Annotated in this window: 18 protein-coding genes; 6 read left to right on the top strand and 12 right to left on the bottom strand. The window is 68.0% G+C overall.

Features of this window, described 5'->3' with window-relative positions; all coding sequences use genetic code 11:
• Nucleotides 1–6: 6 nt before the first annotated feature.
• Nucleotides 7–357, bottom strand: coding sequence for a YciI family protein (locus FVP33_RS03155; protein WP_147782183.1), 351 nt, complete (start codon nt 355–357; stop codon nt 7–9).
• Between the two features lie 193 nt (nt 358–550).
• Here FVP33_RS03155 and FVP33_RS03150 point away from each other — a divergent pair, with 193 nt between their 5' ends.
• Nucleotides 551–2329, top strand: a complete 1779-nt coding sequence (locus tag FVP33_RS03150) for an MFS transporter (RefSeq protein WP_246142150.1) — start codon at nt 551–553, stop codon at nt 2327–2329.
• Nucleotides 2330–2377: 48 nt separating this feature from the next.
• Here the strand turns inward: FVP33_RS03150 and FVP33_RS03145 are convergent, their stop codons facing one another.
• The 5 genes from FVP33_RS03145 to FVP33_RS03125 form a co-directional block, all read right to left on the bottom strand.
• The gene (locus FVP33_RS03145) at nt 2378–3517 is read right to left on the bottom strand and encodes an alkaline phosphatase family protein (protein ID WP_147782182.1); all 1140 of its coding nucleotides are present in this window, start codon (nt 3515–3517) and stop codon (nt 2378–2380) included.
• A 43-nt stretch (nt 3518–3560) separates the two neighbouring features.
• Nucleotides 3561–4766 (bottom strand): cation:proton antiporter, encoded by a 1206-nt coding sequence (locus FVP33_RS03140; protein WP_147782181.1) that lies wholly within the window; start codon nt 4764–4766, stop codon nt 3561–3563.
• A 16-nt stretch (nt 4767–4782) separates the two neighbouring features.
• Nucleotides 4783–5271, bottom strand: coding sequence for a cation:proton antiporter regulatory subunit (locus tag FVP33_RS03135; protein ID WP_147782180.1), 489 nt, complete (start codon nt 5269–5271; stop codon nt 4783–4785).
• 62 nt (nt 5272–5333) lie between these two features.
• Complete coding sequence (locus tag FVP33_RS03130) at nt 5334–5996, bottom strand: histidine phosphatase family protein (RefSeq protein ID WP_147782179.1); 663 nt, start codon at nt 5994–5996, stop codon at nt 5334–5336.
• A gap of 25 nt (nt 5997–6021) precedes the next feature.
• Nucleotides 6022–9339: a glucodextranase DOMON-like domain-containing protein gene (locus FVP33_RS03125; protein ID WP_222706606.1), complete on the bottom strand. Its 3318-nt coding sequence runs from the start codon at nt 9337–9339 to the stop codon at nt 6022–6024.
• A 517-nt stretch (nt 9340–9856) separates the two neighbouring features.
• Here FVP33_RS03125 and FVP33_RS03120 point away from each other — a divergent pair.
• A complete protein-coding gene (locus tag FVP33_RS03120) occupies nt 9857–11500 on the top strand; it encodes a DUF222 domain-containing protein (RefSeq protein ID WP_147782177.1) in 1644 nt (547 codons plus the stop codon).
• Nucleotides 11501–11920: 420 nt separating this feature from the next.
• Here the strand turns inward: FVP33_RS03120 and FVP33_RS03115 are convergent, their stop codons facing one another.
• The gene (locus FVP33_RS03115; protein ID WP_187270561.1) at nt 11921–14029 is read right to left on the bottom strand and encodes a transglycosylase domain-containing protein; all 2109 of its coding nucleotides are present in this window, start codon (nt 14027–14029) and stop codon (nt 11921–11923) included.
• 54 nt (nt 14030–14083) lie between these two features.
• Nucleotides 14084–14773, bottom strand: a complete 690-nt coding sequence (locus FVP33_RS03110; RefSeq protein WP_147782175.1) for a phosphoribosyltransferase — start codon at nt 14771–14773, stop codon at nt 14084–14086.
• Between the two features lie 99 nt (nt 14774–14872).
• Here FVP33_RS03110 and FVP33_RS03105 point away from each other — a divergent pair, with 99 nt between their 5' ends.
• From FVP33_RS03105 to FVP33_RS03090, 4 genes are all read left to right on the top strand, one after another.
• A complete protein-coding gene (locus FVP33_RS03105; protein WP_147782174.1) occupies nt 14873–15064 on the top strand; it encodes a DUF1918 domain-containing protein in 192 nt (63 codons plus the stop codon).
• 38 nt (nt 15065–15102) lie between these two features.
• The gene (gene mgrA / locus FVP33_RS03100) at nt 15103–16128 is read left to right on the top strand and encodes an L-glyceraldehyde 3-phosphate reductase (RefSeq protein ID WP_147782173.1); all 1026 of its coding nucleotides are present in this window, start codon (nt 15103–15105) and stop codon (nt 16126–16128) included.
• Nucleotides 16129–16272: 144 nt separating this feature from the next.
• Nucleotides 16273–19695 (top strand): TM0106 family RecB-like putative nuclease, encoded by a 3423-nt coding sequence (locus FVP33_RS03095; protein ID WP_147782172.1) that lies wholly within the window; start codon nt 16273–16275, stop codon nt 19693–19695.
• A 68-nt stretch (nt 19696–19763) separates the two neighbouring features.
• Nucleotides 19764–20690 carry an AAA family ATPase gene (locus FVP33_RS03090; protein WP_147782171.1) on the top strand — a complete coding sequence of 309 codons (927 nt, stop codon included), beginning with the start codon at nt 19764–19766 and terminating at the stop codon, nt 20688–20690.
• A 12-nt stretch (nt 20691–20702) separates the two neighbouring features.
• On the opposite strand, the gene FVP33_RS03085 is transcribed toward FVP33_RS03090, so the two are convergent.
• The 4 genes from FVP33_RS03085 to FVP33_RS03070 are packed head-to-tail and all read right to left on the bottom strand — an operon-like array spanning nt 20703 to nt 24913.
• Nucleotides 20703–21527, bottom strand: coding sequence for a carbohydrate ABC transporter permease (locus FVP33_RS03085; protein WP_147782170.1), 825 nt, complete (start codon nt 21525–21527; stop codon nt 20703–20705).
• Nucleotides 21524–22459, bottom strand: a complete 936-nt coding sequence (locus FVP33_RS03080) for a carbohydrate ABC transporter permease (protein WP_147782169.1) — start codon at nt 22457–22459, stop codon at nt 21524–21526. Before FVP33_RS03080 ends, FVP33_RS03085 begins: the two co-directional genes overlap by 4 nt.
• Before the next feature lies 1 nt (nt 22460).
• Complete coding sequence (locus FVP33_RS03075; protein ID WP_147782168.1) at nt 22461–23813, bottom strand: extracellular solute-binding protein; 1353 nt, start codon at nt 23811–23813, stop codon at nt 22461–22463.
• Entirely contained in the window at nt 23810–24913 is a 1104-nt protein-coding gene (locus FVP33_RS03070) for a carbohydrate kinase family protein (protein ID WP_187270560.1), read from the bottom strand. The genes FVP33_RS03075 and FVP33_RS03070 overlap by 4 nt, the downstream gene beginning before the upstream one ends.
• Nucleotides 24914–25001: the final 88 nt, after the last annotated feature.

Below are 25001 nucleotides of genomic sequence, written 5' to 3'. Positions count from 1 at the left end.
GAATCCTCAGGGCCGCAGGGACTGCTCCATGCACTGGCGGACCTCGACCGGGGACTCGACCATCGCGGCGACGCTCGCGGCGATGGCGATCGCGCGGGACTCGTCAGGCACCTTCACCACCCAATAGCGCGAGAGCGGTGCGTCCGAGCGGTTGAACGGGCCGCGGCTCGTCGCAGCGTCCTGGCCGACGAGAGTCGCGGCGTCGGCCGCCTCCAGCACCTCGGAGTAGACCAGTTCGCCGCTCCGGGCCAGCTCGTCGTCGAGGCGCACCATGAAGGCCACCATCCGCTCGATCCACTCTGTCGGTTTCGCGTGCAGTTCCGCCCGTTCGCCGAACACCATGATCATGAATCTCATCACCGCTCCGATCCCTTGCACCCACTGTGCCAGCAACGGACGTCCACCGCCATCGAATCCAGTCGCCTTGCGGGAGGAGCTCGAGAGCCGGACCCCCACCCCGTCGGCGCGAGCCCGTGACGAGCGTATTGTTAACACACAGCAAGTAACTATTGGCGCTCAACGACGCCGCCCCTGCAGCCTGGAGGCCCCCGTGACCGCAACCGCGACGCGCAACGGAATGTTCAACAAGGATCACCCCCGCTACAAGTGGGTCGCACTGAGCAACACGACGCTCGGCATGCTCATGGCCACCATCAACGGGTCGATCGTACTCATCTCGCTCCCGGCGATCTTCACGGGCATCAAGCTCGACCCGCTGCAACCAGGCAATGTGAGCTACCTGCTCTGGATGCTGATGGGCTACATCCTGGTCACGGCCGTGCTCGTGGTGAGCTTCGGACGCCTCGGCGACCTCTATGGGCGCGTGCGCATCTACAACCTCGGATTCGTGATCTTCACGGTGGCCGCGATCGCGCTCGTCTTCGACCCGTTCACGTCGGGCGCCGGCGCGATGTGGCTGATCGGCTGGCGTGTGCTCCAGGCCGTTGGCGGGTCGATGATCTTCGCCAACTCGACGGCCATCCTCACCGATGCGTTCCCGGCCAACAAGCGCGGCATGGCCATCGGCATCAACCAGATCGCGGCCATCGCAGGCACCTTCCTAGGCCTAATCATCGGCGGGGTGCTCGCCGAGATCGACTGGCGCGCGATCTTCCTCGTGAGCGTGCCGTTCGGCATCCTCGGCACCATCTGGTCTTACAAGTCCCTGCACGAGATCGGCGTGAAGAGTTCGGGCAGGGTGGACTGGCCGGGCAACATCGTCTTCGCCGTCGGACTCACCGCCCTGCTCGCGGGAATCACCTACGGGATCCAGCCCTACGGCTCGAGCTCCACCGGCTGGCTGAACCCCTGGGTGCTCACCGGGATCATCGGCGGCATCGCGCTGCTCATCGGGTTCGTGTTCCTGCAGCTGCACACCGCGGAGCCCATGTTCAACATGCGGCTGTTCCGCATCCAGACCTTCGCCTGGGGCAACTTCGCCGGGCTGCTCGCGTCGGTCGGACGAGGGGGACTCCAGTTCATGCTCATCATCTGGCTGCAGGGCATCTGGCTACCGCTGCACGGGTTCTCCTACGAAAGCACACCGCTCTGGGCGGGCATCTACCTCCTCCCGCTCACGGTCGGGTTTCTCGTCTCCGGACCGATCTCTGGCACGCTGAGCGACCGGTTCGGCGCACGCCTCTTCGCCACCGGAGGCCTCGTGCTCGTCGCGGTGACCTTCATTGCCTTGCTGCTCATCCCGGTCGACTTCAGCTACCCGGTCTTCGCCCTCCTGACCTTCCTCAACGGAATCGGGTCGGGCATGTTCGCCGCACCCAACCGCACGGCCATCATGAACAGCGTGCCGGCGAACCAGCGCGGCGCGGCATCGGGCATGACCGGCACCTTCCAGAACGCGGGAAACTCTCTCTCGATCGGCATCTTCTTCTCCCTGATGATCGCGGGCCTCGCGGACACCCTTCCCAACGCCCTCCGCAGCGGGCTCACCTCGCACGGAGTCGGCACAGCCGTGGCCAACCACGTCGCCGCGACCCCGCCGGTCGGCAGCCTGTTCGCCGCGTTCCTGGGCTACAACCCGATCGAGAGCATCCTCGGACCCACCGGGGCGCTCAAGAACCTGTCGGCCTCGAACGCGGCGGCCCTCACCGGCAAGACCTTCTTTCCCGAACTGATCTCACAGCCGTTCCACTCCGGACTCGTCATCGTGTTCATCGCCGCGGTGATCATGTCGCTGATCGGTGCGGTCGCCTCCCTGTCGGCCGGCGGCAAGTACGTGCACGCGGACACCGCCCCCGTGGACACGACCGAGTCCACGGAGGCGGAATCCAACGACGGCCGGCAGCTCGCCGGCGAGCTCAGCGACCTCTGATCGCCGCCACAGGCGCTCCCGCCCGATGACGGCGCAGGGCCGGGCGCCCTACCGCTTGCCGGTGAACATCGGCCACATCGGCACCACTCCACCCGCCGTGTCCCCGGCATGGCCGAGGTAGCCCAGGCCGAAGTTCTGCTCGATGGTGGTGAGCAGCGAGTAGTGGTTGTACGCCGTGTGGTCCACGAAGTGCCGGGGTCCGGACGCGGTCACCACGATCGCGGGGATGAGCCCGCCACCGTAGGTTCCGCCCGGCCAGCTCGCGCTGATCCGCGGGTCGGCGGCACTCACGTACGGTGAGTCGCAGCATCCGGCCGCGCTCTCCCAGCCACCGGTCGTGGTGTTACCGGTGTAGTCGTTCTCGTCGGTGACGATCACGATCGCCGAGCGCTTAGTCCACGCCTGAGACCCGGTGATGGTGGCGACCGCCGTCTTCACGAAGGTGTCGGCCTTCTGCTTCAGCGCGGCGTCGTTGGCGTCGTCCTTGACGCTTCCGTACGGGCACGGTGTCTCCGGATGCCCGGCGATCGTCGCGTAGACCCCACCGTGCATGTCGTTGCACTGGTTGGGGCTGATCCAGACGAACTGCGGCGCCTTCGGTCCGTTGAGGTCGGCGGAGAGCTGGGAGTAGTCCTTCACCTGCGCCATCCGTGCCGGGTTGTTCTTCACGTCGTCGAAGAGCACGAACGGGTTGTGCTTCTTCGCATAGAGCGACGCGACGGTGCCGTCGGGGAGAGCCGGGCCGAACCGGTCCAGCTTGTTGGCCGGAAGGGTCTCGAGGTAGGCGCCCCAGCCGATGTGACGAGACTCGAGCTGATCCACGAGGTTCATCCTGTTGAGGTTGACCACGTTCTGGTCGTTGTCGTCCTGGATGCCGAAGTTGTCACCGGCGATGGTGGCGATGTAGTTGGGCATGGAGGGATGGGTGACGCCGTAGTAGTTGTCGGCCGTCGAATACTGGCTGGCGAGGCTGGTCAGGTACGGCGCATTCGCGTCACCGATGACGCTCGACTGGGAGTGGTTCTCGAGCATGATCACGAAGATGTGGTCGAAGGACGGCCCGTCGTGATGGGCCGACGCACCCTCGGATGCGTCTTGATGGGGAGCTGCACTGGCCGCGGTGGCGGTCAGTGCGAGTACCGCGACGGCCGCCGTGGCGACGGCCGTGAGGCGGGATCTCGTGTGCATGGCAGATTCCCTTCGATATGGAGTTGGCACGAACAGGTAAAGGCTAGTGTCCGTCCACGCTCTGCGCGATGGTTGCCGCCCGAGTGCCACGGGCCGCCAGCAGGCGGCGGAACCAAGCGGTGTCCGTCATCCTGGCCAGGAGGGGACCTGCGACCACGGTGAGCAGAACGTACGCCGTCGCGAGCGGCGCGAGCCGCGGTTCGATGCCCGACCCGGCGGCGAGGCCAGCGATCACGATCGAGAACTCGCCGCGCGGGGTGAGGGCGAACCCGGTGCGCCATCGGCCGGGGATTCCGATGCCCGCCGCGGCCGCAGCACGATACCCGGTGAGCGTCTTGGTGGCGATCGTGACGACGGCGAGGATCGCCGCCGGCAGCAGCACCGGGAGGATGCTGGCGGGCTCGGTCGAGAGGCCGAAGAAGACGAAGAAGACGGCGGCGAACAGGTCGCGGAGCGGCGCGAGGAGCTGTTGCGAATTGTGCGCGACGCGCCCGGACAGGGCGATGCCCACCAGGAAGGCGCCGACCGCCGCCGACACGTTCACCTGCTGGGCGACACCGGCCACGAGCATCGTGAGACCGAGCACCCCGAGCAGCAACGACTCCGGGTGGTGGGCGGCGAACAGCCGCGAGATGACCTTGCCGTGGCGGAGCGCCACGTAGAGGATCACCACCACCACGAGCACGGCCACCACGAGGGCCGTCGCACCGGCCAGGAAACCGGCGCCGATCACGAGGGCCGAGAGCACCGGCAGGTAGAACGCCATCGCGAGGTCCTCGATCACGAGGATGGAGAGGATGGTGGGGGTCTCCCGGTTACCGAGCCGGCGAAGGTCGCGCAACACCTTGGCGATCACCCCGGAGGAAGAGACCCACGTGATGCCGGCCAGGGCGACGGCGGCGATCGGCCCCCAGCCGAGGATGAGCGCGCAGGCCGCGCCGGGCAGGGCGTTGAGCACTGCATCCAGGATGCCGGCGAGCCTCGAACGCTTGAGACTCGTGATGAGCTCGGTCGGCGAGTATTCGAGGCCGAGCATCGCCAGCAACAGGATCACGCCGAGCTCGCTGCCGAAGCGGAAGAACTCGTTGCCGGCGTCGAGGGGAGCGAAGCCGCCGACACCGAAGGCGAGCCCCGCGATGAGGTACAGCGGAATCGCGGAAATGCCGATCTTGTCGGCGAACCGGGAAAGCAGACTCAGTCCCAGCAGCACGGCCCCGACTTCGATGAGGAGGAGGGCGGCGTCATGCATGGGTGATGGCTGCCTTTCAGCCGTCGGTGAGCACGCGGGCGAGCGCGTCGAGACCCGGCCTGGTACCCACGGCGATGATGGTGTCGCCTGCTTGCAAAGGCGAATCGGGGGTGGGGGACGGGATCACGTCCGCGCCTCTCACGATGGCGACAATCGAGGTGTGCGTCCGGGTGCGGGCCTTCGTGGCGCCGAGCACCTCTCCCGCGTAGGGGGATCCGGCCGAGATGAGCAGCTGTTCGGTGAAGAGGCCGGCGGCCTGCTCCCGGATGCCGGCGAGCTGGCCCAGCATGAGCGAGGCGCCGAGGACGTCGGCGAGGGCTGCGGCCTCGTCGTCGGTGAGCGCGATGGAGTCGATGGCCTCGTCCGGGTCCTCGACCCCGAACAGCGCGAGCTCCCGCTCACCCGACCGATGGGAGACGACGCCGATGCGTCTGCCCTTCTTGGTGATCACGTCATGACGCGTGCCGATGCCCGGCAGATCGACCTTCTCGACTCGTACACTCACGCGGCAACCCTAACAGGGGTGCCACCCGGCGGCCCGGCGGTCGGCGGTCCAGGCCACCTGACCTAGGCGTTCGAGACCGGCCCGCCGGTCGGATCCTGCGCGGATTCGTCGGCGAGTCGCGCCCCGCCCACCGGCAGCCCTGCCCAGGAGACGAGGGTCCAGCCATCCTGTGGCGACCCGATCAACTCGACCACCCCGGTGTTGCCGAGCTCGTTCGTGCCCGCGAAGGTGGGCGGCACATTGTGCGCCCGAGCCGCCGTCCACACCCTGATAGCCGCGCCGTGGCTGAACACCGCGGCCGTGTCGGCTTCCGCGGCCGCGATCTCGATGTCGGCGTCGAAGCGCTGGAAGAAGGAATGACCGTCCGCGGCGCCCGGCATCGTGGCGTCCAGGTTCCCCGTGCCCCAGGCGAAGATCGTCTCGAGGTACGCGCGAACCGACTCGCGATCGCTTCGCCCCTCGAGCGCCCCGGCCTCGATCTCGTGCAGGCCGCGCCCCACCCGCACCTCCAGTCGCCGATCGAGCGAAAGCGGCTCGGCCGTGAGCTGGGTTCGCACCAGCGTCGACGCGAAGATGGCATCGATCGACTCGAAGCGCATCGCATCCGGGATCACCGCCGCCTGGCGCGCGCCCAGTTCAGTGAGACCGGGGCCGGGGCTCGCGGTGTCGAGTTGCCCGAGCACATTGGCCGGCGTCTGGCCGTGACGGATAAGGAGGAGTCGCATGTGCGCCCAGTTTAGGCGTCCCAGGCTAGGGAATCACGAGCGCCTGCAGCGTCACCGGGGTCGTCGCCGTGTAGTCGAGTTCGGTCGATTGACTCACTCCGCTCGGAGTGATCGTGTCCAGCACCTTGGGAACAGAATTCGGATCGGCCGTGCAGAGCGGTGAAGCGCTGGCCGTGGCGCAGACACCGAAGCTGTATTGGCCCGGCGTGCTGGTGAACGCGCGGGTCTGGTCGAAACCGTGAGTGCCGTCCTGACCGGTGAGGGCAACGGCGAAAGTCCACCCGCTCGCTGGAGTACCACCGAGCGCGGCCGTGTCGACGCTGAACGTGATGTAACGCGAGACCGAGTTGGCGGCCACGGTCACCGTGCCCGCGCTCGTTCCCGTCGTGTCGACGAACCGGTTGTTGCCGAAGCCCTGCGCCTCGATGAGTCTGCTCCACGGCGACACGGCGTACTTCATGCCGTCGTACGACGAGGCTGTCGACGTGGGCGACGCACCGGGAGCGTGCACATAGACGTCAACGAGCTGGGCCCCGTTCGACGAGCCGAATGTGGGGGTGAGGTCACGGGTCTGCACGCGGAACGTCACCGTCGAGCCGGTGTCGTAGACCTGGAACTTCGTGAGATCGAAGGCACCGGCGTGGAAGTCACCGGCGGTGGGATAGGCGTAGTTGCCCGGCCCGTTGTCGTCGCCGGTCGGGTCGTCCGCGCTGAAGATGAGCGTGCCGTTGACGACGTCGTTCACGACGGAGCGAACGAGTTGCGCGGTGCCGTCCTTGGTCGTGCTCGAAACGACGAACACATTGGTGCCCGCCGCCGATGTCACGTCCACGCTGAACGAGCCGTCCGCGGCGGCGGCGGTCTTCGTAAGCGTCGTGGCGCTGTTGGCGTCGGTCGCGACGTCCGCGATGTCGATGGTCGCCCCGGGCGCCGCAGTGCCCGCCACGGTGGTGGTGGCGCCGGTCGCCGAACCGTCGACGGGGGAGGTGACGGTGAGCGGAGTCGCGCCCTGCGTGTGCGTCACGTAGCGGTCGCGTACCTGGGCCGGCTGCTCGAGGCTGCGGCCGGCCGCGAGGTCAGCGGTGAGCCGCACCTGAGACGCCGAGCCCCAGGTGAGAGGCGAGGCCGAGCCGTCCGCCTTGCCGTTGACGAAGCCGATGGAGGCCGTCGCCGGGTCCGACCCGTAGGGCGAGGCCGGCACATCCGCTCGGTCCCAGACCTGTTCGGGAACGAGCCCCGGGCCCGAGTTCATCCGGTTGATCGACAGCAGAACACCGGAGGCCGCGCTCGCCTGGCCCTGCGCGAGGTACTGCTGGGCACGTTCGGCGCCGAGCACCGGCCACGGGTGCCCGAGGCCCGAGAAATTGTTGGTCCAAGGCGCCCCGGTCACCGCACAGCTCGTGCCCGCCCCGACGAGGCAGTCGCCGTAGCCGTCGCCGTTGTACCGCAGCCAGCCCGCCCCGCTGTCGGTCGGCCGCTGGATGGTGGCATCGGTGACGGTGAGCGAATTGAGCACCACAGGATCGGTCGCGGGAAGTATTCCGAGACGCACATATTCGAGGAAACCGGCATCCGCCACCGCCCGCTGGTCGAGGGTGGGGCCGCCGTTGCCCACGTTGTAGCTGATCGCCGCGTTCGGGTCGCCGGTCTTGGAGAGCCGGATGAAGTACGGATCGGCCGAGAGCGGGCCGTTCGTCGTGACGCCCCAGGCCTTGATCGTGCGCTGGTACTGGTCCGCCGTGGCGCGCCAGACGCGGGCGCTGGCCGGGTCACTGTGCTGATCGGCGATGGTGGCGGCGGCGACGAGACCGGCGATCTCCGCGGCGATCGTCGAGGGGGAGTACCCGGTCTGCTCCTCCCAGCGCTCCACTCCGAAGCTCGGCCCGTGGCTGATCAGGAAGTTCGCGGCGGACCTCACCTTCGGCCAGAGCGCGTTATCGCCGGCGAGGCCCGACTGAAGCGCCATCAGGATGGGATAGGCCGTCTCGTCCAGCTGGTCGTTGAACGCGTCGGCGGCCTTCGTGCCGTCGAGAAGGGAGTTGCGCGGCTGCGACCCGTTCGCCTGCTGGCTCTTCAGAAGCAGGTAGCGCACGGTGTCCCGCGCGGTCTGGGTGTCGCCGTCGGTGTAGAGCGCGGTCCACGCCTCGTAGAGGTCGCGCGCGAACACCTCCTTGTAGCCGCCGACGAACAGGTTGTTGGGGTCGTTGGCCGGGATGGACTGGCCCCACGGGGCATCCAGACCGGCGACGATGGCTCCCGGATACTTCTTGTCCTCGGATGCCTTCACCACATTCGCCGACTGGTAGTAGTTCTTGATGGCGGTGAGACGCTGCGTGCCCGTGAGACCCTTCGCCGTGAGGATCGGGGGAGTGAGGGCCGCGTCGTATCGCGCCCAGCCGGAGAGGTAGCCCGCGGTCAGGCGAGCGACCGAGGTCTTCGCCGTGTCGCTCGCGGTCTTCACCGCATCGACCTGGCTCGTGCCGAAACCGAGGGCGATCGTCGCCCGGCCGTCGCGGTCCAGCCGCACACCCGCCGTTTGTTCGACGTTGCCGTCGGTCGCCGTCGTCGCCACCGGCCCGAGCGCGTGGGCGGAATCGAGCTGGGTGAGACCGTCGCTCGAGGTGCCGACGAATCCGCTGCCGACCGTGTCGAATGGCCGATCGGCCTTCAGCGCGAGATAGGACGGCACGGCGTAGGCGGTGCGGTTGGCCTGGCTCGTGGTCTTCGTGTCGAACGAGACGGGCACCGCGGATCCGGTGGACATGTCGACGACGGCGGTATCCGCCCCGCCGTTCGCCGACCCTCCACCGCCATTGCCGCCGGCATTCGCATCCAGCCGCACGAAGAGCTTGAAGTCTTTCGACCCCTGGGCGAGCCCGACGAGCCTCGTGCTCACCACCACGCTGTTGCGGGAGGGGTCGGTGAGGTAGGTGTTCACCAGCCTGTACTTGCCACTCTTCGCCGTCGACGTCACGGTGCAGACCATGCCCGTCGGATCGGATGACACGGTGTACGTCATGTCTCGGGCCTGCAGATCGGTGAATGTCGACCCGTCGGTGACGAGGAATTGCATCGTCTCCACGTTCGTGGCATCGACCGTCGGGGCGTAGACGTCGGAGAGGATGCCGTTCGCCACGGTGAACCAGATCCTGGATTCGGTGTTGCGGGCGGTGCCCACGCAGTCCTTGCGCGACTGGCCCTGATGACCCACGACGCCGGGGGATCCGACGGCTTCCGTTCCTGCCGCACCGGGCAGCGCCGTGGCAGTGGATGTGCCGAGGGACACTGCCGCAAGGGCGAAGGCGACAATGGCTGCCGGCACAACGAATCCGCGTCGAATCACGATGTCTCCTCTGTGAGAATCCCGTCTTCAAGAACGTACCGAGCCTGCCCGCGACTCACCCTTCGAACCCTACGACTAGCCACAGCACTGGTCAACACCCGATCGGTCTACCCGCGGAGGGGGTACACGTATAGGCACGCTCGCGTGGGGCGGCGTTCCCGGATGGCGCGCCTGTCGGGGTGCGTCGTTCCCGGGTGACGCACCTGTCGTCGTGCGGCGTTGCCGGGTGGCGCACCTGTCGTGGTGCGCCGCTCGCGGGTTGCGCACCCGTAGTGCTGCGCCGCTCCCGGGTTGCGCACCCGTCGTGCTGCGCCGCTCGCGTGCGGGTCCGACTCTCCTGGGTCTCTGGCTTCGCGCCCTCTCGCTGGCGTCCTGCGTTGCCCGTCCTGTGTTGCCCGTCCTGTGTTGCCCGTCCTGCTCTCGCGCCTCCTCTCCTTTCCCGATCTGTGGATAAGACTTCTCCACAGATTTGGGGCGGTCTCGTCGAATCTATGTTCGAATGTGAGAAAATTGGTTCATGGAATTCTCCTCCTCCCACCTGGTTCGAGCGGCCGCCAGCGTCGCCGAGTTGGGGTGGCGCCCGGAGGACTTCGTGGCACTCGACGACGTCACCCTTCTCGAGGTGCAGCGTCGGCACAGCGCGCTGAAACATCAGGTTGATCTCCACGGCGCCTGGATCGCGGGGGAGTTGGCGCGGCGATCCTCACACGGACTCGGCTACCTCGGACTGGCCCAGAAGCAGGGCTTCTTCAGCCCTGAGGAGCTCATCCAGTCCCTGTCCGGGTCGTCGCGCTCCGAGGCGTCAAAGCTGGTCAAGGTGGGTCTGCTGATGGCGGAGAGCCAGGCGGCAGAGGAAGCCGAGGGATCCGCGACCAAACCTGTTCCTGAGCAGGCGGAGCCATCGGGGCCGTCCTGGCACTCGCCGATCGCCCGTGCGGTCTCGGACAGCGCGCTTGCGCTCGACGTCGCGGAAGCCATCCGCACGACACTCGCTGAGATCGCCGATCGCGTTCCTAACTCGGTCGTGAGGGAGGCCTGCGAACGGCTCATCTCGGACGCCGCCACCCGCAACGCCGACCAGATGTTCCGGCGTGCTCGACAGGTCCGCGACCAGATCGACGAGGCAGGCATTTCCGAGCGCGAAGCGCGGCAATATGGCGAGCGCTCCCTGCGGGTATGGAGGCGCCGAGACGGGATGATCCAGACCAGCCTGGTCGCCCATCCCGAAGAGGGCGAACCTCTGCTCGCCTGGTACCACGACGCGCTCGGGCCGCGCCGGGGCGGGCCGCGATTCACCGATCCTGCTGCCCAGCGCGAGGCGACGGCCCTGCTCGCGGACTCACGCACCAACGAACAGATTGCAGCCGACGCCTTCTTCGATCTCTTTCGAAGCGCGCTCGACATCAACCCGGCCACAATGGTCGGTCACCGTCGCCCCAGCGTACGGATCATCGTGACCGACCACGCCGTTCGCGCGGCGGCGGACGATCCTGCGAGGGGCGCGGAGCACACCACGCGGATCTCGCCTTCATCCCCGCAACCGGGCCACGGCCGAATCGAGGGAGTGCTGGATCCGGTTTCGATCGCGACCGTCGAACGGTACCTGTGCGACACGGGCGCGGTCCCCGTCGCGTTCGATGACGAGGGTCAGTGCGTGAATGTCGGGCGTGACCAGCGTCTGTTCACCAGCCGGCAGCGCATAGCTCTAGCCGTGCGCGACGGAGGTTGCCTGTTCCCGAACTGCGGCAGGCCTCCCTCGTTCTGCGAGGCCCACCACATCAACTTCTGGGCTCGAGATCGCGGCAACACCAATGTCGCTGACGGCGTGCTGCTCTGCCGCCGACATCATCTCCTCCTGCACAACAACGGTTGGGAAATAGTTCGTGAGCACGGAAGCTACTGGCTCGTGCCGCCTCGCAGTGTCGACCCACTTCAGGTGAGGATTCCGCTCCCCAGCAAGAATCCCGACCTGTGGGATCTGCCCTCCCGCGCTGCCCAGTCGCGTGCTGTCGACCCACCGGCGGGTCGGGCCGAGGAACGAGGTTTCCGGTCGAGCCAGTCCGGCACAGGCCAATTCGGCGCAGGCCAATCCGGTGCAAGACCCTCCGGCGCAGGCCCATCGTTCTCCACCGAGACATCGCCGGCCGCGGGTGGAGGGTAGGGGTCGGCGGCTGGGCAGTGGCTCGGTCATCGGCTCGACAGGGTCTTGGGCAGGGTCTTGGGCAGGGTCTCGGGCAGGCGCTCGAGAGGGGCCAGGCAGGCTTCTCACCTGGACCGGCACGAGACGTGCCCGGTACTGCCGACCAGCGGATTCGACCACAGCGCCCGCCGCCGGCGCCTACAACTCTCAGGGACTCAACCGGTCCGCTGCAACGTTCTCGGCAAGGCGCGGCGGGGCGTCGCGGGACATTACGGAGGCCGAACACCGTCTCCGAGGGCTGAGCTGATGGCGGCGACCCGAGACCGCCAAGAATCGACCGACTACCGATTGACGACGGTCGAAAGACCCCCGAACACAGGGGGCCTCGGCCCCCTGCCCTAAGTCACTCCACGAGGACGAAGCGCGGACCCGCGAAGACGACTACCGCACAAGAGCGGGATCCGGCCCGGGGAATGCCCCTCCCCGGTATTCCGGGTTCGTATCGAGCGAACGCATAGTGGTGCGGAAAATATTGAACTTGGTGTTGTAGCCGTTGGTGCCCGCGAGAGTGATGTGCCTCAGGTTGCGTTGCCCGCCATCGGTGTTGCCCACCCACACCGCGAGTGCCACCTTGGTGGTGGTGCCGATCAGCCAGTTCTGGTCCGCGTAGTTGGTCGTGCCGGTCTTGCCCACGATCGGTACACCATCCTCCGGGTTTCCTGCCCGCCCGGTCCCGACCTTCATCACCCCGGACAGCGCGTAGGCGACCGTGCTGGCGATGTTCGGCTCCATGGCCTTCGAGCACTGCCGGGGCTGCCCCGAGGCCTCCTTGCCGTCGGGTCCGACGACCTTGTCGACGATCGTCGGCGCGCAGTACGTGCCGTTCGCGCCGATTGTGGCGATCGCCCCCGCCATCGAGAGCGGTGCGATCTCGTTGGTGCCGATCGTCGCCGACGGGTACACGTCGAGTGGCCGCCCGTCGGCGCGATGGACTCCCATCGCCATGGCCGCGGCGCGGATGCGGCACAGGTCGAGCTTCTGGGCCATGGTAATGAAGGCGACGTTGACCGATGCGTTGGTCGCCGCGGCGATCGTCCACGGCCCACCCTCGCCCGGCGAGTCGTTCTTCGGCGAGTACGGCTTGCCCGAGAACCGTGCACAGGAGGCCTTGAAACTCTGCATGGGGAACGGCCGGACCGTGCCATCCACCACCTCGCTGAGGGTGTGCCCCTGCTGGAACCACTCGGTGAGGGTGAAGATCTTGTAGGTCGATCCGGTCGCAAACCCAGACGACCCTCCGAAGTTCCTGTCGGTGTTGTAGTTCACCGCCGTCGCCGTGGAGCCGCTTCCCGCGCCCGAATTGTCGAATTCCTTGTTCTCCGCCATCACCAGGATGCGTCCGGTGCCCGGTTGCACCGAGACGGCGGACGCCCCGAGGGCGAATCGTGTCTCGGTTGCCGGCGCGCTGGCATTCAGGGCCTGCTGGGCGACATCCTGCTGGTTGAGGTCGATGCTCAGGTAGATCTTGTACGCGCCTCTCGCCCAGGCCACCTTGCGAACGGCCTCGGTCGGGCCGAGCGCATCGAGAGTGGGCACCAGCCGTTGCGCGTAATCGCAAGCGAACTTGGCGTCGCTGGCGTAGAGGCAGCCATTGCTCGGCCCCTGCAGCTTGGGTTGGATCGGCGTCGCCACCGCTTCACGGAACTGGGTGGTCGTGATGTACCCCAGGTCACGCATGTCGCCCAGGATGAAGTCCCGCCGCACCTTGTTTGCGGCGTACAGGGTCGGGCTGCTGAGGTTGCGGAGGTTCGGCTGCTGCACCATCGCAATCAGGCTTGCCGCCTGTGGCAGAGTCACGTCTTTCGCGCTCACGCTGAAGTACTTCTGCGCTGCGGCCTCCACTCCATAGGTGGTCCCGCCGAAGCCGGCAATGTTGAGATAGCCGAGCAGGATCTCCTTTTTCGAGTAGCGCTTCTCGAGTCCGATCGCGAGCTTCATTTCCCGGATTTTGCGGTTGAGCGTGTCGTCGATCGCCGCCTGATAGGCGATCTTCTTGATGCGAGGGTCCTCGATCTGCAGGGCCCGCTGGATGAGAGTGTTCTTCACCAATTGCATCGCGATGGTGGAACTGCCGCTCGTGATCCCCTTGTGAACGATGTTGCCGACGGCCGCCCTGACGACCGACTTCAGGTCCACCCCACCGTGCTGGTAGAAGCGACGGTCCTCGCCGGCGACCGTCGCATCCTTGATGTACTGGGAGATCGCGTCCCACCCCACCACCTCGCGGTTCTGGTCGTAGATGCTGGCGATCGGCACCGGCTGGCCATCACGATTGGCGTAGATGGTGTTGCGCTGGGATTGCTGGTCGAGGGTGAGGTAGTCAGGCAGGGAGTCGAAGTAGCCGACGGTGAAATTGGCCCCTCGACTCACCACGATGATGGACGGCACGGCGAGCGAGGCCACGAGCAGACCCGCCAACAGGCTGAAGAACAGGAAGCCCAGCGCGGAGCCGAACACGCCGATCCGCGAGTCGAAGTCGGTGACGGACACCGTCCCGATCGAGGGGGGCAACCGTGAGGGAAGGGCAGGCGCGCTCATCTGATCTCACCGCAACTCGAGGTGCGAGTTCGCTGTCATCTGAGCCCCCGGGGTGTGCTGTTCACCGTGTCCGTATGCTGATTCGCACTGTACGCGCAAGTTGGCCACAGCGGCACTGGCTCGCCCGGATTCTGGCCCGGCGGCCACCAGGCAGGCCGCCACTTCGGCATCCGTGACAGGGTCGAAGCGCGTGTACCACTGGCCAACCGACCAAAACGGATGCGGGGTGGCGACCGCCACGAAGGCATCGGCTTCGCCCGCGAGCATACGAGTCCACTCGGGCGGAGCGACCGGTACGGCGAGCACGACCTCGAGGGCGCCGAGTCGGCGCGCAGTGCGGCAGGCTCGCCGCGCGGTCGCGCCGGTTGCCACGCCATCGTCCACGATGATCACCCGCGCGCCCGTGAGGTCCCGAGCACCGGGGAGGTCCCGAGCACCGGGCAGATCCGGCCCGGCAGCGGGGTCCCGGTGCGGCCCCTCGCCGGGCGTCGGTGTCGCGGTGGACTCCGACGAGCGACGCGGTCCGCGCGTGCCGATGATGTCGAGGGGTGCCCCGAGCGCATCCGCGACACGGCGCGCCACCGGCACCCCACCGCGGGGAATCGCGAGCACGACCGTGTCGGAACCGCGATAGTCCGCCAGGGCGCTGGCAAGACGTGCCCCGGCGTCGGAGCGGTCCTCGAAAATGGCGGCCATGACCCAAGTTTGTGCCTGCGCCGCACGGCCGCAAAGGTCGAAAGGCCCTGTGGATTCGGCCGTCCATCGGCGTACCCTGACAGTCTGGAGGTGTTGGCAATGCAGGCAAAAACAGGTGACCGAATCGTCATTCGCGGACGCACGGTCGAATCACCGGATCGCCACGGCGAGGTCATCGAGGTCCGGGGCGAGGGCGGTGGGCCACCGTATGTGATCCGATTCGACGACGGCCACGAGAGCGTGATCCAGCCCGGGTCGGACTTCGAGATCGCGCACGACCAGCACACCTAGGACGCGCGGCCCGGTCATCGGTCAGGCAGTATGGACTGGTGACCTATCTCGCATCCGACTCCCGCTATGACTTCATGCCGTACCGCCGCACCGGACGAAGCGGGCTTCAGTTGCCCGCCGTGTCGCTCGGGCTCTGGCAGAACTTCGGCCACGACGTTCCGATGGAGCGCCAGCAACAGATCCTGCGTCGCGCCTTCGACCTCGGCGTGACCCACATCGACCTCGCGAACAACTACGGGCCGCCCTACGGCAGCGCCGAGGCCAACTTCGGCGAGCACCTGCGGCGTGACTTCGCGCCCTACCGCGACGAGCTGGTCATCTCCAGCAAGGCGGGCTATGACATGTGGCCTGGTCCGTACGGCAACTTCGGGTCGCGCAAGTACCTCACCGCGAGCCTCGACCAGTCGCTGGCGCGCCTGGGGATCGACTACGTGGACATCTTCTACTCGCACCGCGCCGACCCGAACACCCCGCTCGAAGAGACGATGGGCGCGCTGCACTCCGCCGTGGTCTCGGGCAAGGCGCTCTACGCCGGCATCTCCTCGTACTCGCCGGCGCGTACCAGGGAGGCGGCCGCGATCCTCGCCGAACTCGGCACGCCCCTGCTCATCCACCAGCCCTCCTATTCGATGTTCAACCGTTGGATCGAGGATGACCTGCTCGACACCCTCGGCGAGCTCGGCGTCGGCTGCATCGCGTTCTCGCCGCTCGCGCAGGGCCTGCTCACCGACCGTTACCTCGCGGGAATTCCGCAGAACGCCCGGGCCGCGCGCGCGGGTTCGATGCAGAAGAGCATGATCAACGAAGACACCCTGGCCGCCATCCGGGCCCTCACCGACATCGCCGCGGGCCGCGGCCAGACCCTGGCCCAACTCGCCATCGCCTGGACTCTGCGCAACACCGGCGTGACATCGGCGCTCGTCGGCGCGTCGTCCGTGCAGCAGCTCGAGGCCAATCTCGCGGCCGTGAGCAACCTGGCCTTCACCGCCGAGGAGCTCGCCGCCATCGATGAGCACGCCGTGGACATGGGCATCAACCTGTGGGCGGAGTCGAGCGCGGTGTAGTCGCCCGCACAGCCTCGGTCGGGGGCGCCAGCGGTCGCCCGGCCGGGCGTCGGACCCTCGGGCTAGTCTTCATCCACGGACCTGCTGCAACCACCGCAGCGGCCCGCGCACCGGGCACTCGCTCGACACCAGGGGAGTCTGCGCATGTTCCTGCTCGATGGCACCGTGGTCACGAGCGCGAGCGATCTCACCTCGGCCTCCAGCTGCGAGTTCGCCTTCGCCCGGGCGATCGATGTGCGTCTCGGCCGCATCGAGGCGGCCGAGGTCGAGCCGGATGCGATGCTCGCCCGCACGTCTCGTCTGGGCGACGCGCACGAGCTGCGAGTCCTGGAGGCGTACCGCGAGAGATTCGGTGCGGGAGTCGTCGAGGTGGAGCGACCGGACCTGCGGGACCCCGGGTCGCTCGAGGCTGCGGTCGCCGCCACCGGTGCGGCCTTCGCGAGTGGGGCCGCCGTCGTCTTCCAGGCGACGTTCTTCGACGGCAGCTTCGTCGGGTTCGCGGACTTCATCGTGCGCACAGCCGACGGTCGATACCGTGTGCAGGACACCAAGCTCGCCCGGCACGCCAAGGTCACCGCGCTGTTGCAGCTCGCCGCCTACGCCGAGCAACTTGACCGAATCGGAGTGCGGGTGAGCGACACCGTGGAGCTCCTCCTCGGCGACGGAAGCGTGAGCGAGCACCGGTTGGGCGACATCCTGCCGGTGTATCGCCGTCGCCGCGGGCTTCTCGGCGCGATCATCGAGGAACGCCTCGCCGCCCACGAACCCGTGCGCTGGGGCGACCCGCGCTACGCGGCGTGCGGGCGATGCGACGCCTGCGAGGCCGAGGTGCAGTCGACCCGGGACGTGCTGCTGGTCGCCGGGCTGCGCGTGAGCCAGCGGGCGAGGCTGCGCGCCGCTGGCGTGACCACGATCGACGCGCTGGCCGCGGCATCCGGCGCCGTGGACGGAATCTCGGATTCGACGCTCGCCGCCCTGAGGCAGCAGGCGACGCTGCAGCTCGACACGCACTCGGGTGCCGGGCCCGCCTGGACGGTGATCAACCCGCTCGCCCTCGCGGCGCTTCCCGCGCCGGACGACGGCGACATCTTCTTCGACTTCGAGGGCGACCCGCTCCACCAGGACGGCCCGGTGTGGGGCCTCGACTACCTGTTCGGACTCGTGGAAACCGACACCACCTTCCGCGCGTTCTGGGCGCACGACCTCGCCGAGGAGCGCCGTGCCCTCGACGAATTCCTCGCCTATGTGACCGCGCGGCGGGCCGCTCACCCCGGGATGCACGTCTACCACTACGCCGCCTACGAGCGCACCCACCTGCTCTCGCTCGCCGCGCGCCACGGCGTGGGCGAGGAGGTCGTGGACGACCTGCTTCGCAATAACGTGCTCGTCGACCTCTACCCGGTGGTCAAGCAGTCGCTGAGGATCGGCAGCCGCAGCTATTCGCTCAAGAAGCTCGAGCCCCTCTACATGGACCAAGCCCGTCAAGGTGTTGACAATGCCGCGGACTCGATTGCGGAATACGTGCACTATCAGGAGCTTCGGGATGCGGGCGAGCCGGCAGAGGCCGCCGTCGTTCTCGACGACATAGCCCGCTACAACGCGTATGACTGCGTCTCGACGCTTCGGCTGCGGGACTGGCTTCTCGCCCGCGCCACCGAGAACGCCGTGCCGCTCGCGACCCCTCGCGACCTCGAGTTGGACGTTCCTGCCCGCGAGCCCGACCCGGTGTATCTCGAACTCGTCGAATTGCTCGCCGACACGTCCCCGGTCGACCGCACGACGGATCAGACCGCCCTCGCCCTCGCCTCTGCCGCGATCGACTACCACCGGCGCGAACTCAAGAGCTTCTGGTGGGATCACTTCAACCGCCTGGCCACTCCCGTCGAGGACTGGGCCGACACTCGTGACGTCTTCGTCGTTTCGTCGGCCGGCATCGAACGGGACTGGTATCGCGAGGGCAGGCAGCTCTCCGACCGTCGCCTCCTTCGCCTCACCGGCACGCTCGCTCCTGGCAGCTCCCTCGGGATCGGCGGCAAGCCCTTTCTGCTCTACGACGCGCCCTACCCGCCGATCGCCCGGAGTTCGGCGCCCGGGTCCCGCACGGCCCACAACCGTGCGATCGTCGTCGATGACCTTGGCGGGAGCGGGTTCCTCGTCGAGGAACGGCTCGAGAAGGGCGCACCGCGCTACTCCGAGCTGCCCATGGCTCTCACCCCGGCGACGCCGCCCGACCCCGGCAGCCAGGTCGGCGCCATCTCCGAGTGGGGTCGCGAGGTGCTCGACGCTCTCCCGCGGGCGCTGCCGGATGCAGCGCTCGACATCCTGAGGCGCGTACCGCCCCGAGGCGCGCTCCTTCCCGTCACGGACGGCGACACGGCCTCCGCGATCCGGGACACCCTGCTCGGGCTCGACCGGTCGTACCTCGCCGTGCAGGGGCCGCCGGGCACCGGCAAGACGTTCACCGGGTCGAGGGTCATCGCGGATCTGGTGGCCAACCACGGCTGGCGCGTCGGCGTGGTCGCGCAGTCGCACGCGTCGGTGCAGAACATGCTCGAGGGCGTGGTGAAGGCCGGCCTCGACCCCGAGCTGATCGGCAAGAAGCCCAAGGGCGGCGACGAGCAGGTCGAGGTGCCGTGGACCGGCCCGACCGACGGAACGACCGCCGGCTTCGGCCGCCAGTCCGGCGGCTTCGTGCTCGGCGGCACGGCCTGGACCTTCAGCAACGCCGGCTCGGTGCCGCGCGGCTCGCTGGACCTGCTCGTGGTCGACGAGGCCGGGCAGTATTCGCTGGCCAGCACGATCGCCGCGGCCGTATCCGCGCAGCGTCTTCTGCTGCTCGGCGACCCGCAGCAGCTTCCGCAGGTGAGCCAGGGCACGCATCCAGAACCCGTCGACGTGTCGGCGCTCGGCTGGCTCGCCGACGGTCATCAGGTGCTGCCGCCCGACCTCGGCTACTTCCTCGACACGAGTTGGCGCATGCATCCCGCGGTGTGCGCGCCGGTGTCTGCGCTCTCCTACGAGGGCAAGCTCTTTTCCCACCCGTCTGACCGCCGCCTCCACGGCGTCGAGCCCGGCCTGCACCCGGTGGCCGTGCCCCACGTCGACAACTCGACCTCGTCGACCGAGGAGGCGGATGCCGTGGTCGCTCTCGTGCGGGACGTGATCGGCAGGCCGTGGGCGAGCGGTGGCACGACGGCGCCGCTCGCCCAGGACGACGTGATCGTCGTCGCGCCGTACAACGCCCAGGTAGCGCTCCTGCGAACGGCCCTGACGGCGGCCGGCCTCGGCAAGGTGGCGGTCGGCACTGTCGACCGGTTCCAGGGCAAGGAGGCCGCGGTCTCGATCGTTTCCCTCGCCGCGTCGTCCGCGGACGACGTGCCCCGCGGTCTCGAGTTCCTGCTGCTCGCGAACCGGCTCAACGTGGCCATCTCGCGCGCGCAGTGGGCCGCCTACCTCGTCTATTCGCCGGCGCTCACCGAGTACCTTCCGCCCACGCCGGAGGGCGTGGCCCGACTGAGCGCGTTCATCACCCTCGTGGAGCTGCCGGCCGCGCCGCGGACGGAGTAGCCCGCCGCGCGGGCCGGGACGTGCTCCGCCACCGAGCGGAGGAACCCGGCTCGGCGATACCATCGGGCATGGCTTACCTCACGGACTATGGGCAGACCATCGCCGCCGTCACCGCCGGCATCGCGGACATCATCGCCGGCACGACGGCACCGGCAGAGGTCACGGCCCGCATGCCGGTCACCGCCCGCGCCGGCCAGTCCGGGGCATCCGTCAACCTCTTCCTCTACGAGGACGCTCCCACCCGCTATCGCGTCGGCGGCGAGCCCGCGAGTCCCGGCAGCGTCATCGGCACCGAACTTCGCTACCTGGTCACCGCGTATCCGGCGCATAAGACCGATCCGGACGCCTCGAGCCAGGTACTCTACGGGGCGTCGCGGGGCGCCGTAGAGAACAACCCGGTGATGTCGGTGACCCTGCCGTCGGGGATGGTTCGGCAGGTACGCCTCAGCACCACGTCCCTCGGAATCGTCGAGCACACCGCGCTCTGGATCGCCTCCGACGCGCCCATGCGCCTCTCGTTCGTGATAATCGCGACCGTCGATCTCAGCACGGTCGGTGTGCGGGCTGCCACGGCGTCGATCGCCGACCTCACCGCAGTCGCCGGGCCGGGGGTGATAGCCGTGCTCTCCGGCGCGGATGCCGCAGCCAAGCCGGCGGCGGCAGCCGCGATCGCGACCACTCTCGGGCGCCCACTGCTCGACGTGGATCTGGGCCAGGTCGTGAGCAAGTACATCGGCGAGACGGAGCACAACCTCGCCGGGCTGTTCGAGCGCGCGGATCGGGGCGGCGCCATCCTGTTCTTCGACGAGGCGGATGCCGTCTTCGGCCGGCGGTCTGAGGTGCGGGACGCGCACGACCGTTACGCCGACGCCAACCCCGCCCGAATCCTGGACCTGCTCCGCCGGGCGCCCGGACCCGTGCTGGTGTCGGTCACCGTGGCGGGCGAGGCCCTGCTCGCGCGCCAGGCTATCGATGTGCCGTTCCCGCCGGGCTGACGCCGGTCGGGATCAGCGGCTCGAGATCCCGTTGAGCATGCCGGAGATGAACCGGCGCTGCAGGAAGAAGTAGAGCAGCACGATCGGCAATGCCACGATGGTTCCCGCCGCGGCGAGCAGAGAGTATTCGGTGATGTGCTGACCCTGGAAGAAGGCGAGCCCGAGGGGCGCGGTGCGCAAGTTCTCGCTCGAGACCATGATGAGCGGGATCAGGAACTCATTCCACGTCCACATCGCCACGAGCAGGCACATCGTCGTGATCGCCGGCACCGACGGCGGAACCACGATGCGCCAGAGCACGCGCAGGTCGCTCGCGCCATCCATCTTTCCGGCCTCCATGATCTCGCCGGGGAAGGTGCGGAACTGGTTGCGCATCCAGAACACTCCGAAGGCGAGCGACTGGGCGGTCTGCGGGAGGATCAGTGCCCAGTAGCTGTCGGTGAGGCCGGCCCCGCGCAGGTCGTAGTAGAGCGGGATGATGAACGCCTCGGCGGGGAGCATCAGCCCGGCGAGCAGCAGGAAGAACAGCACGTTCTTGCCCGGGAAGTGCAGGCGGGCGAAGGCGAAGCCGGCGAAGATGCTCAGGATGCTCGTGAGGATCACGACGGAGATCGTCACGGTGAGGCTCGAGCGGAGGTAGGTCGAGAATTGGCCGCGGTTCCACGCCTCGACGAAGTTGCCCAGGTCGAAGCTCGAGGGCAGGTGGAAGCCGGCCTGCGGATCGGTGGTCGGGGTGACCGCCGACAGCAGCACGCCGACCATCGGCACGACGGCGAAGAGGCTGAAGACACCGAGTACGAGGTAGTTGAGCGCGGCCTCCCGCCGGGCGATTCTCATTCGACATCCTCCGGCTGGATCTTCTGGATGACGGCGGTGATCACGAGGATGAGCACGCTCAGCCCGATCGCCACGGCCGCCGCCGAGCCGACCTGCCCGGTGGTGAATGCCCGGTTGTAGGCCTCGAAGGCGGGCAGCGATGTGCTGTTTCCCGGTCCGCCCCTGGTGGTCACGTAGACGAGGTCGAAGGTCTTGAGGGCCGCGACCACGGTGAGCGTGAGAGCCACGGCGATCTGGCCACGCAGAGCGGGGAGGGTGATGCCGAAGAACTCGCGAAGGGCGCCAGCGCCGTCCATGCGTGCGGCCTCGAACAGTTCCCGGGGGATGTTGGCGACGCCGCTCAGAAACAGCACCAGGCACAGCCCGATGCCGAGCCAGCTGCCGATGAGGCCGATCGCCGGCAGCGCGGTGTCGAAGTCGCCGAGCCACGCCCGGGTGATCGAGCCGAGGCCGATGGCGCGCAGCACCTGGTTGGCGAGACCCTCGGGGGAGTAGATCGAGATCCACGTCGTGGCAACCACGACCGAGGAGACCACCTGGGGCAGGAAGAGCAGGGTGCGGAATACGGACATGCCCCGCAGGTGGGCGGCGCGGGAGATGACGGCGGTGAGCACGAGCGCCAGGGTGACCGGCACGACCGAGTAGAAGAAGATCATCACCCCGGCGTGCAGGAAGGAGTCCCGCAACTTCACGTCGGTGAAGAGAGCGACGTAGTTCTGCAGGCCCACCCAGGTGGATGGCCCGATTCCGTTCCACTCGAAGAGCGAATACTGCGCCGTCTGCACGACGGGGATGCCGAGGAAGACCGCGAACACGACGAAGGCCGGCAGCACGTAGAGGTAGGCCTTCCACTGCACGCGCGGTCGACGGCCCGACCGGGCGCGAGTGGTGCTCGCGCCCGGTATGGTGCGGTTCGTGGTCGCCAGGCGCATGTCAGCGACCGGTGAATGCCGCGTAGTCGGCCTGGAGCGTCGTGGCAAACTGCTGCGGCGTCGCCTTCCCGGCGGTGAGCTCCTGCACGGCGGCGGTCAGCGTGTCGTAGAAGGTGGGCGTGGAGTAGTCGAGATACGGCACCAGGCCGGAGCTCGCATTGACGCGCTTCCACTCGCTCGCGACGTCCGCCGCGAGGGTGCCCTTGGCGGGCGCCCAGTCGGCCGGCGGCACTGTGGGGAGGTTCCCGGTGTCGACGAGAACCTGGCTGGCCTTCGCGTTGCTGACGAAGTCGATGTACGCGGCGGCGACATCCGGATGCTTCGTCGCCGAGGTCATCGCCCAGGCCAGGCCCTCGCCTCCCGTGGTCACGGGAGTGGTCGAGCCGTTCGGCCCGAGCGCGAGGAAGCCGGCGTCGGCCCCGAGCCCCTCGGTCACTGTCTGAAGCTGCCAGGTTCCCGTGATGGTGAACGCTGCCTTGCCCGCCATGAAGGCGGCGAGGGCGTCGTCGCGCGAGATCCCGTTGGCGTCCGGCGTGAGGTAGCCCTTGTCGACCCAGTTCGTGAGAATCGTGGCCGCCTCGACCGAACTCGTGTCGGTCCACGCGCCGCTCTTGGCGCGCACGAGGTTGTTCACGGCCTTCGAGCCGGCGATCGCGGCCTGCACGACCCCGTAGAGGTGGATGCCCGGGCTCTTCTCCACGTCGCCGTAGGCGATCGGCAGAATGCCGGCCTTCTTCACCGCGGCGAGGTCGGTCTCGAAATCGCCGATCGTCTTCGGCGGGGTGAGGCCGAGCGAGGAGAGGATCTTCTTGTTGTAGTACACGCCCACGATCTCGCCGGTCTGAGAGACCCCGTAGAGGTGGCCGGTCTGCCAATCCTTGCCGTTGGCGGAGAAGGTGTTGAGGTCGAGAAGTTGCTTCGGAAAGTACTTGTCCCAGCCATAGAGGGTCGAGTAGTCGTCCACCGGGCGCAGCAGCCCGCCGCCGACGAACGCGCCCATGTCCGGGTAACCCTGGTTCGCCTGCACGACGTCCGGGGCATCCTTCGAGGTCAGCGCGAGCTTGAGGGTGGTCTTGAGGTCGGCGAAGGAGCGGCTCACCCGGTCGATCGTCACGTTCGGGTACTTCTTCTCGAACTGGGCGTTGAGCTTCTTCTGGGCCACGTCGATGCCACCGTCGGTGTTCTGGTCCCACACCGTGATCGACACCTTTCCGGCACCCGCGACGTCCTTCGAGACCGGGCCGGTCGAGCCGGTCGTGGTCGCGGAACTCCCTGGGGCGCACGCGCTCAGGGTGAGAGCGATGGCGACTGCTGCCGCCAGCGCGACCGTCAGTTTCTTCGGATGGCGGATCATAGGTTCTCCTCGGGGGTGTGAATGGGTCCGGCATGGTGAGTGGAGTGGTGGAGCTCGGGGGAGGGCGATTGCACGGATGCCGCCGACACGTCGGCCGCGGCCTCGGCCCACCGGCGGATCATCGACCAGTCGCCGACCGGAGCCTCGGCGTCGAGGAAGCGCAGTATCTCGGCCGGGCGGGGCGCACTGGCCGCGCCACCGAGTGTGCGCACCGAGAGCGAGGCGCAGAGGCAGGCGAGCCTGAGTCGCACGTCGAGCGGCCAACCGAACCGTTCGGTCGCCATGAGCGAGGCCACGAAGACGTCACCGGCCCCGGTCGGGTCGATCGTGTCGACCACGATCGTGTCCACCTCGGTGAGCGTGCCGGTCGCGCGTTCGAAGGCGACCACGCCTCGGGCGCCTCGGGTGACGACGGCCAGGTCGACGTACTCGCCGAGCGCCCGTGCCGCATCCTCGGCGCTGTCGGTCTGGGTGTACCGCATCGCCTCGAGGTCGTTGGGCACGAAGACGTCGATCTCCCGCAGCCTTCGCAGCACAGACGGCGACCACTCACCGCTCGAATCCCAGCCGACGCCGCCGAAGACGACGGTTCCCTCCGCCCGGATCCGCCGCACCCAGGCGGGAAGCTCCGCCTGCACTCCCACGTGGGTCGCACCCACGGTGGGCCCGTCCTCCGGCCAGTCGAGCGGCAGCGCATCCTCCTCGTAGGTGATGAAGCTGCGCTCGTGCTGCCCGGTGAGCGACACCGAGACCGGGCTCTGGAATCCGGGGACCCTTCTCAGCCAGGTGAGGTCGAGTTCCGGCTCGGCGGAGAGGATGTCATCGACCCGGCTGCCGAGGGCGTCGTCGCCGAGTTGCGAGAGCAGGGCGGTGGATGCTCCGAGCCGGGAGGCGGCGACGGCCCGGTTGGCAGTGCCGCCCGGGGTGAGCATGAACGCGTCGGCGAACACCTCCGCCCCTGGCTCCGGCAACGGCACACCGGCGAAGACGAGATCGCAGAAGACCGACCCTGCGAAGAGCAGGTCGAGGTGTGGCGTCGCGGCGGTTGCCGAGTCTTCACTGAGCACGAGACTCCAGAGGTATGAGATCGGCGCAATCATCGGTGATCGAGTTTGCGCAGGTTTTATCCAGTCTGCGGATCTGATGTGACGATCGTACGTCGAAACTGCGTCAAGTTTGTAAAGTTTG

Source organism: Lacisediminihabitans profunda, from assembly GCF_008040105.1.
GTDB classification, from domain to species: Bacteria; Actinomycetota; Actinomycetes; order Actinomycetales; family Microbacteriaceae; genus Lacisediminihabitans; species Lacisediminihabitans profunda.
Note: the sequence above shows the minus strand (reverse complement) of the source record. Positions and strands in the feature narration are given on the sequence as shown.

Bases quoted from the DNA above. Each gene is read 5' to 3' on its own strand.
- FVP33_RS03155 (WP_147782183.1), bottom strand. From the start codon at position 357: ATGAGATTCATGATCATGGTGTTCGGCGAACGGGCGGAACTGCACGCG.
- FVP33_RS03145 (WP_147782182.1), bottom strand. From the start codon at position 3,517: ATGCACACGAGATCCCGCCTCACGGCCGTCGCCACGGCGGCCGTCGCG.
- FVP33_RS03140 (WP_147782181.1), bottom strand. From the start codon at position 4,766: ATGCATGACGCCGCCCTCCTCCTCATCGAAGTCGGGGCCGTGCTGCTG.
- FVP33_RS03130 (WP_147782179.1), bottom strand. From the start codon at position 5,996: ATGCGACTCCTCCTTATCCGTCACGGCCAGACGCCGGCCAATGTGCTC.
- FVP33_RS03120 (WP_147782177.1), top strand. From the start codon at position 9,857: ATGGAATTCTCCTCCTCCCACCTGGTTCGAGCGGCCGCCAGCGTCGCC.
- FVP33_RS03110 (WP_147782175.1), bottom strand. From the start codon at position 14,773: ATGGCCGCCATTTTCGAGGACCGCTCCGACGCCGGGGCACGTCTTGCC.
- FVP33_RS03105 (WP_147782174.1), top strand. From the start codon at position 14,873: ATGCAGGCAAAAACAGGTGACCGAATCGTCATTCGCGGACGCACGGTC.
- FVP33_RS03095 (WP_147782172.1), top strand. From the start codon at position 16,273: ATGTTCCTGCTCGATGGCACCGTGGTCACGAGCGCGAGCGATCTCACC.
- FVP33_RS03090 (WP_147782171.1), top strand. From the start codon at position 19,764: ATGGCTTACCTCACGGACTATGGGCAGACCATCGCCGCCGTCACCGCC.
- FVP33_RS03085 (WP_147782170.1), bottom strand. From the start codon at position 21,527: ATGAGAATCGCCCGGCGGGAGGCCGCGCTCAACTACCTCGTACTCGGT.
- FVP33_RS03080 (WP_147782169.1), bottom strand. From the start codon at position 22,459: ATGCGCCTGGCGACCACGAACCGCACCATACCGGGCGCGAGCACCACT.
- FVP33_RS03075 (WP_147782168.1), bottom strand. From the start codon at position 23,813: ATGATCCGCCATCCGAAGAAACTGACGGTCGCGCTGGCGGCAGCAGTC.
- FVP33_RS03070 (WP_187270560.1), bottom strand. From the start codon at position 24,913: ATGATTGCGCCGATCTCATACCTCTGGAGTCTCGTGCTCAGTGAAGAC.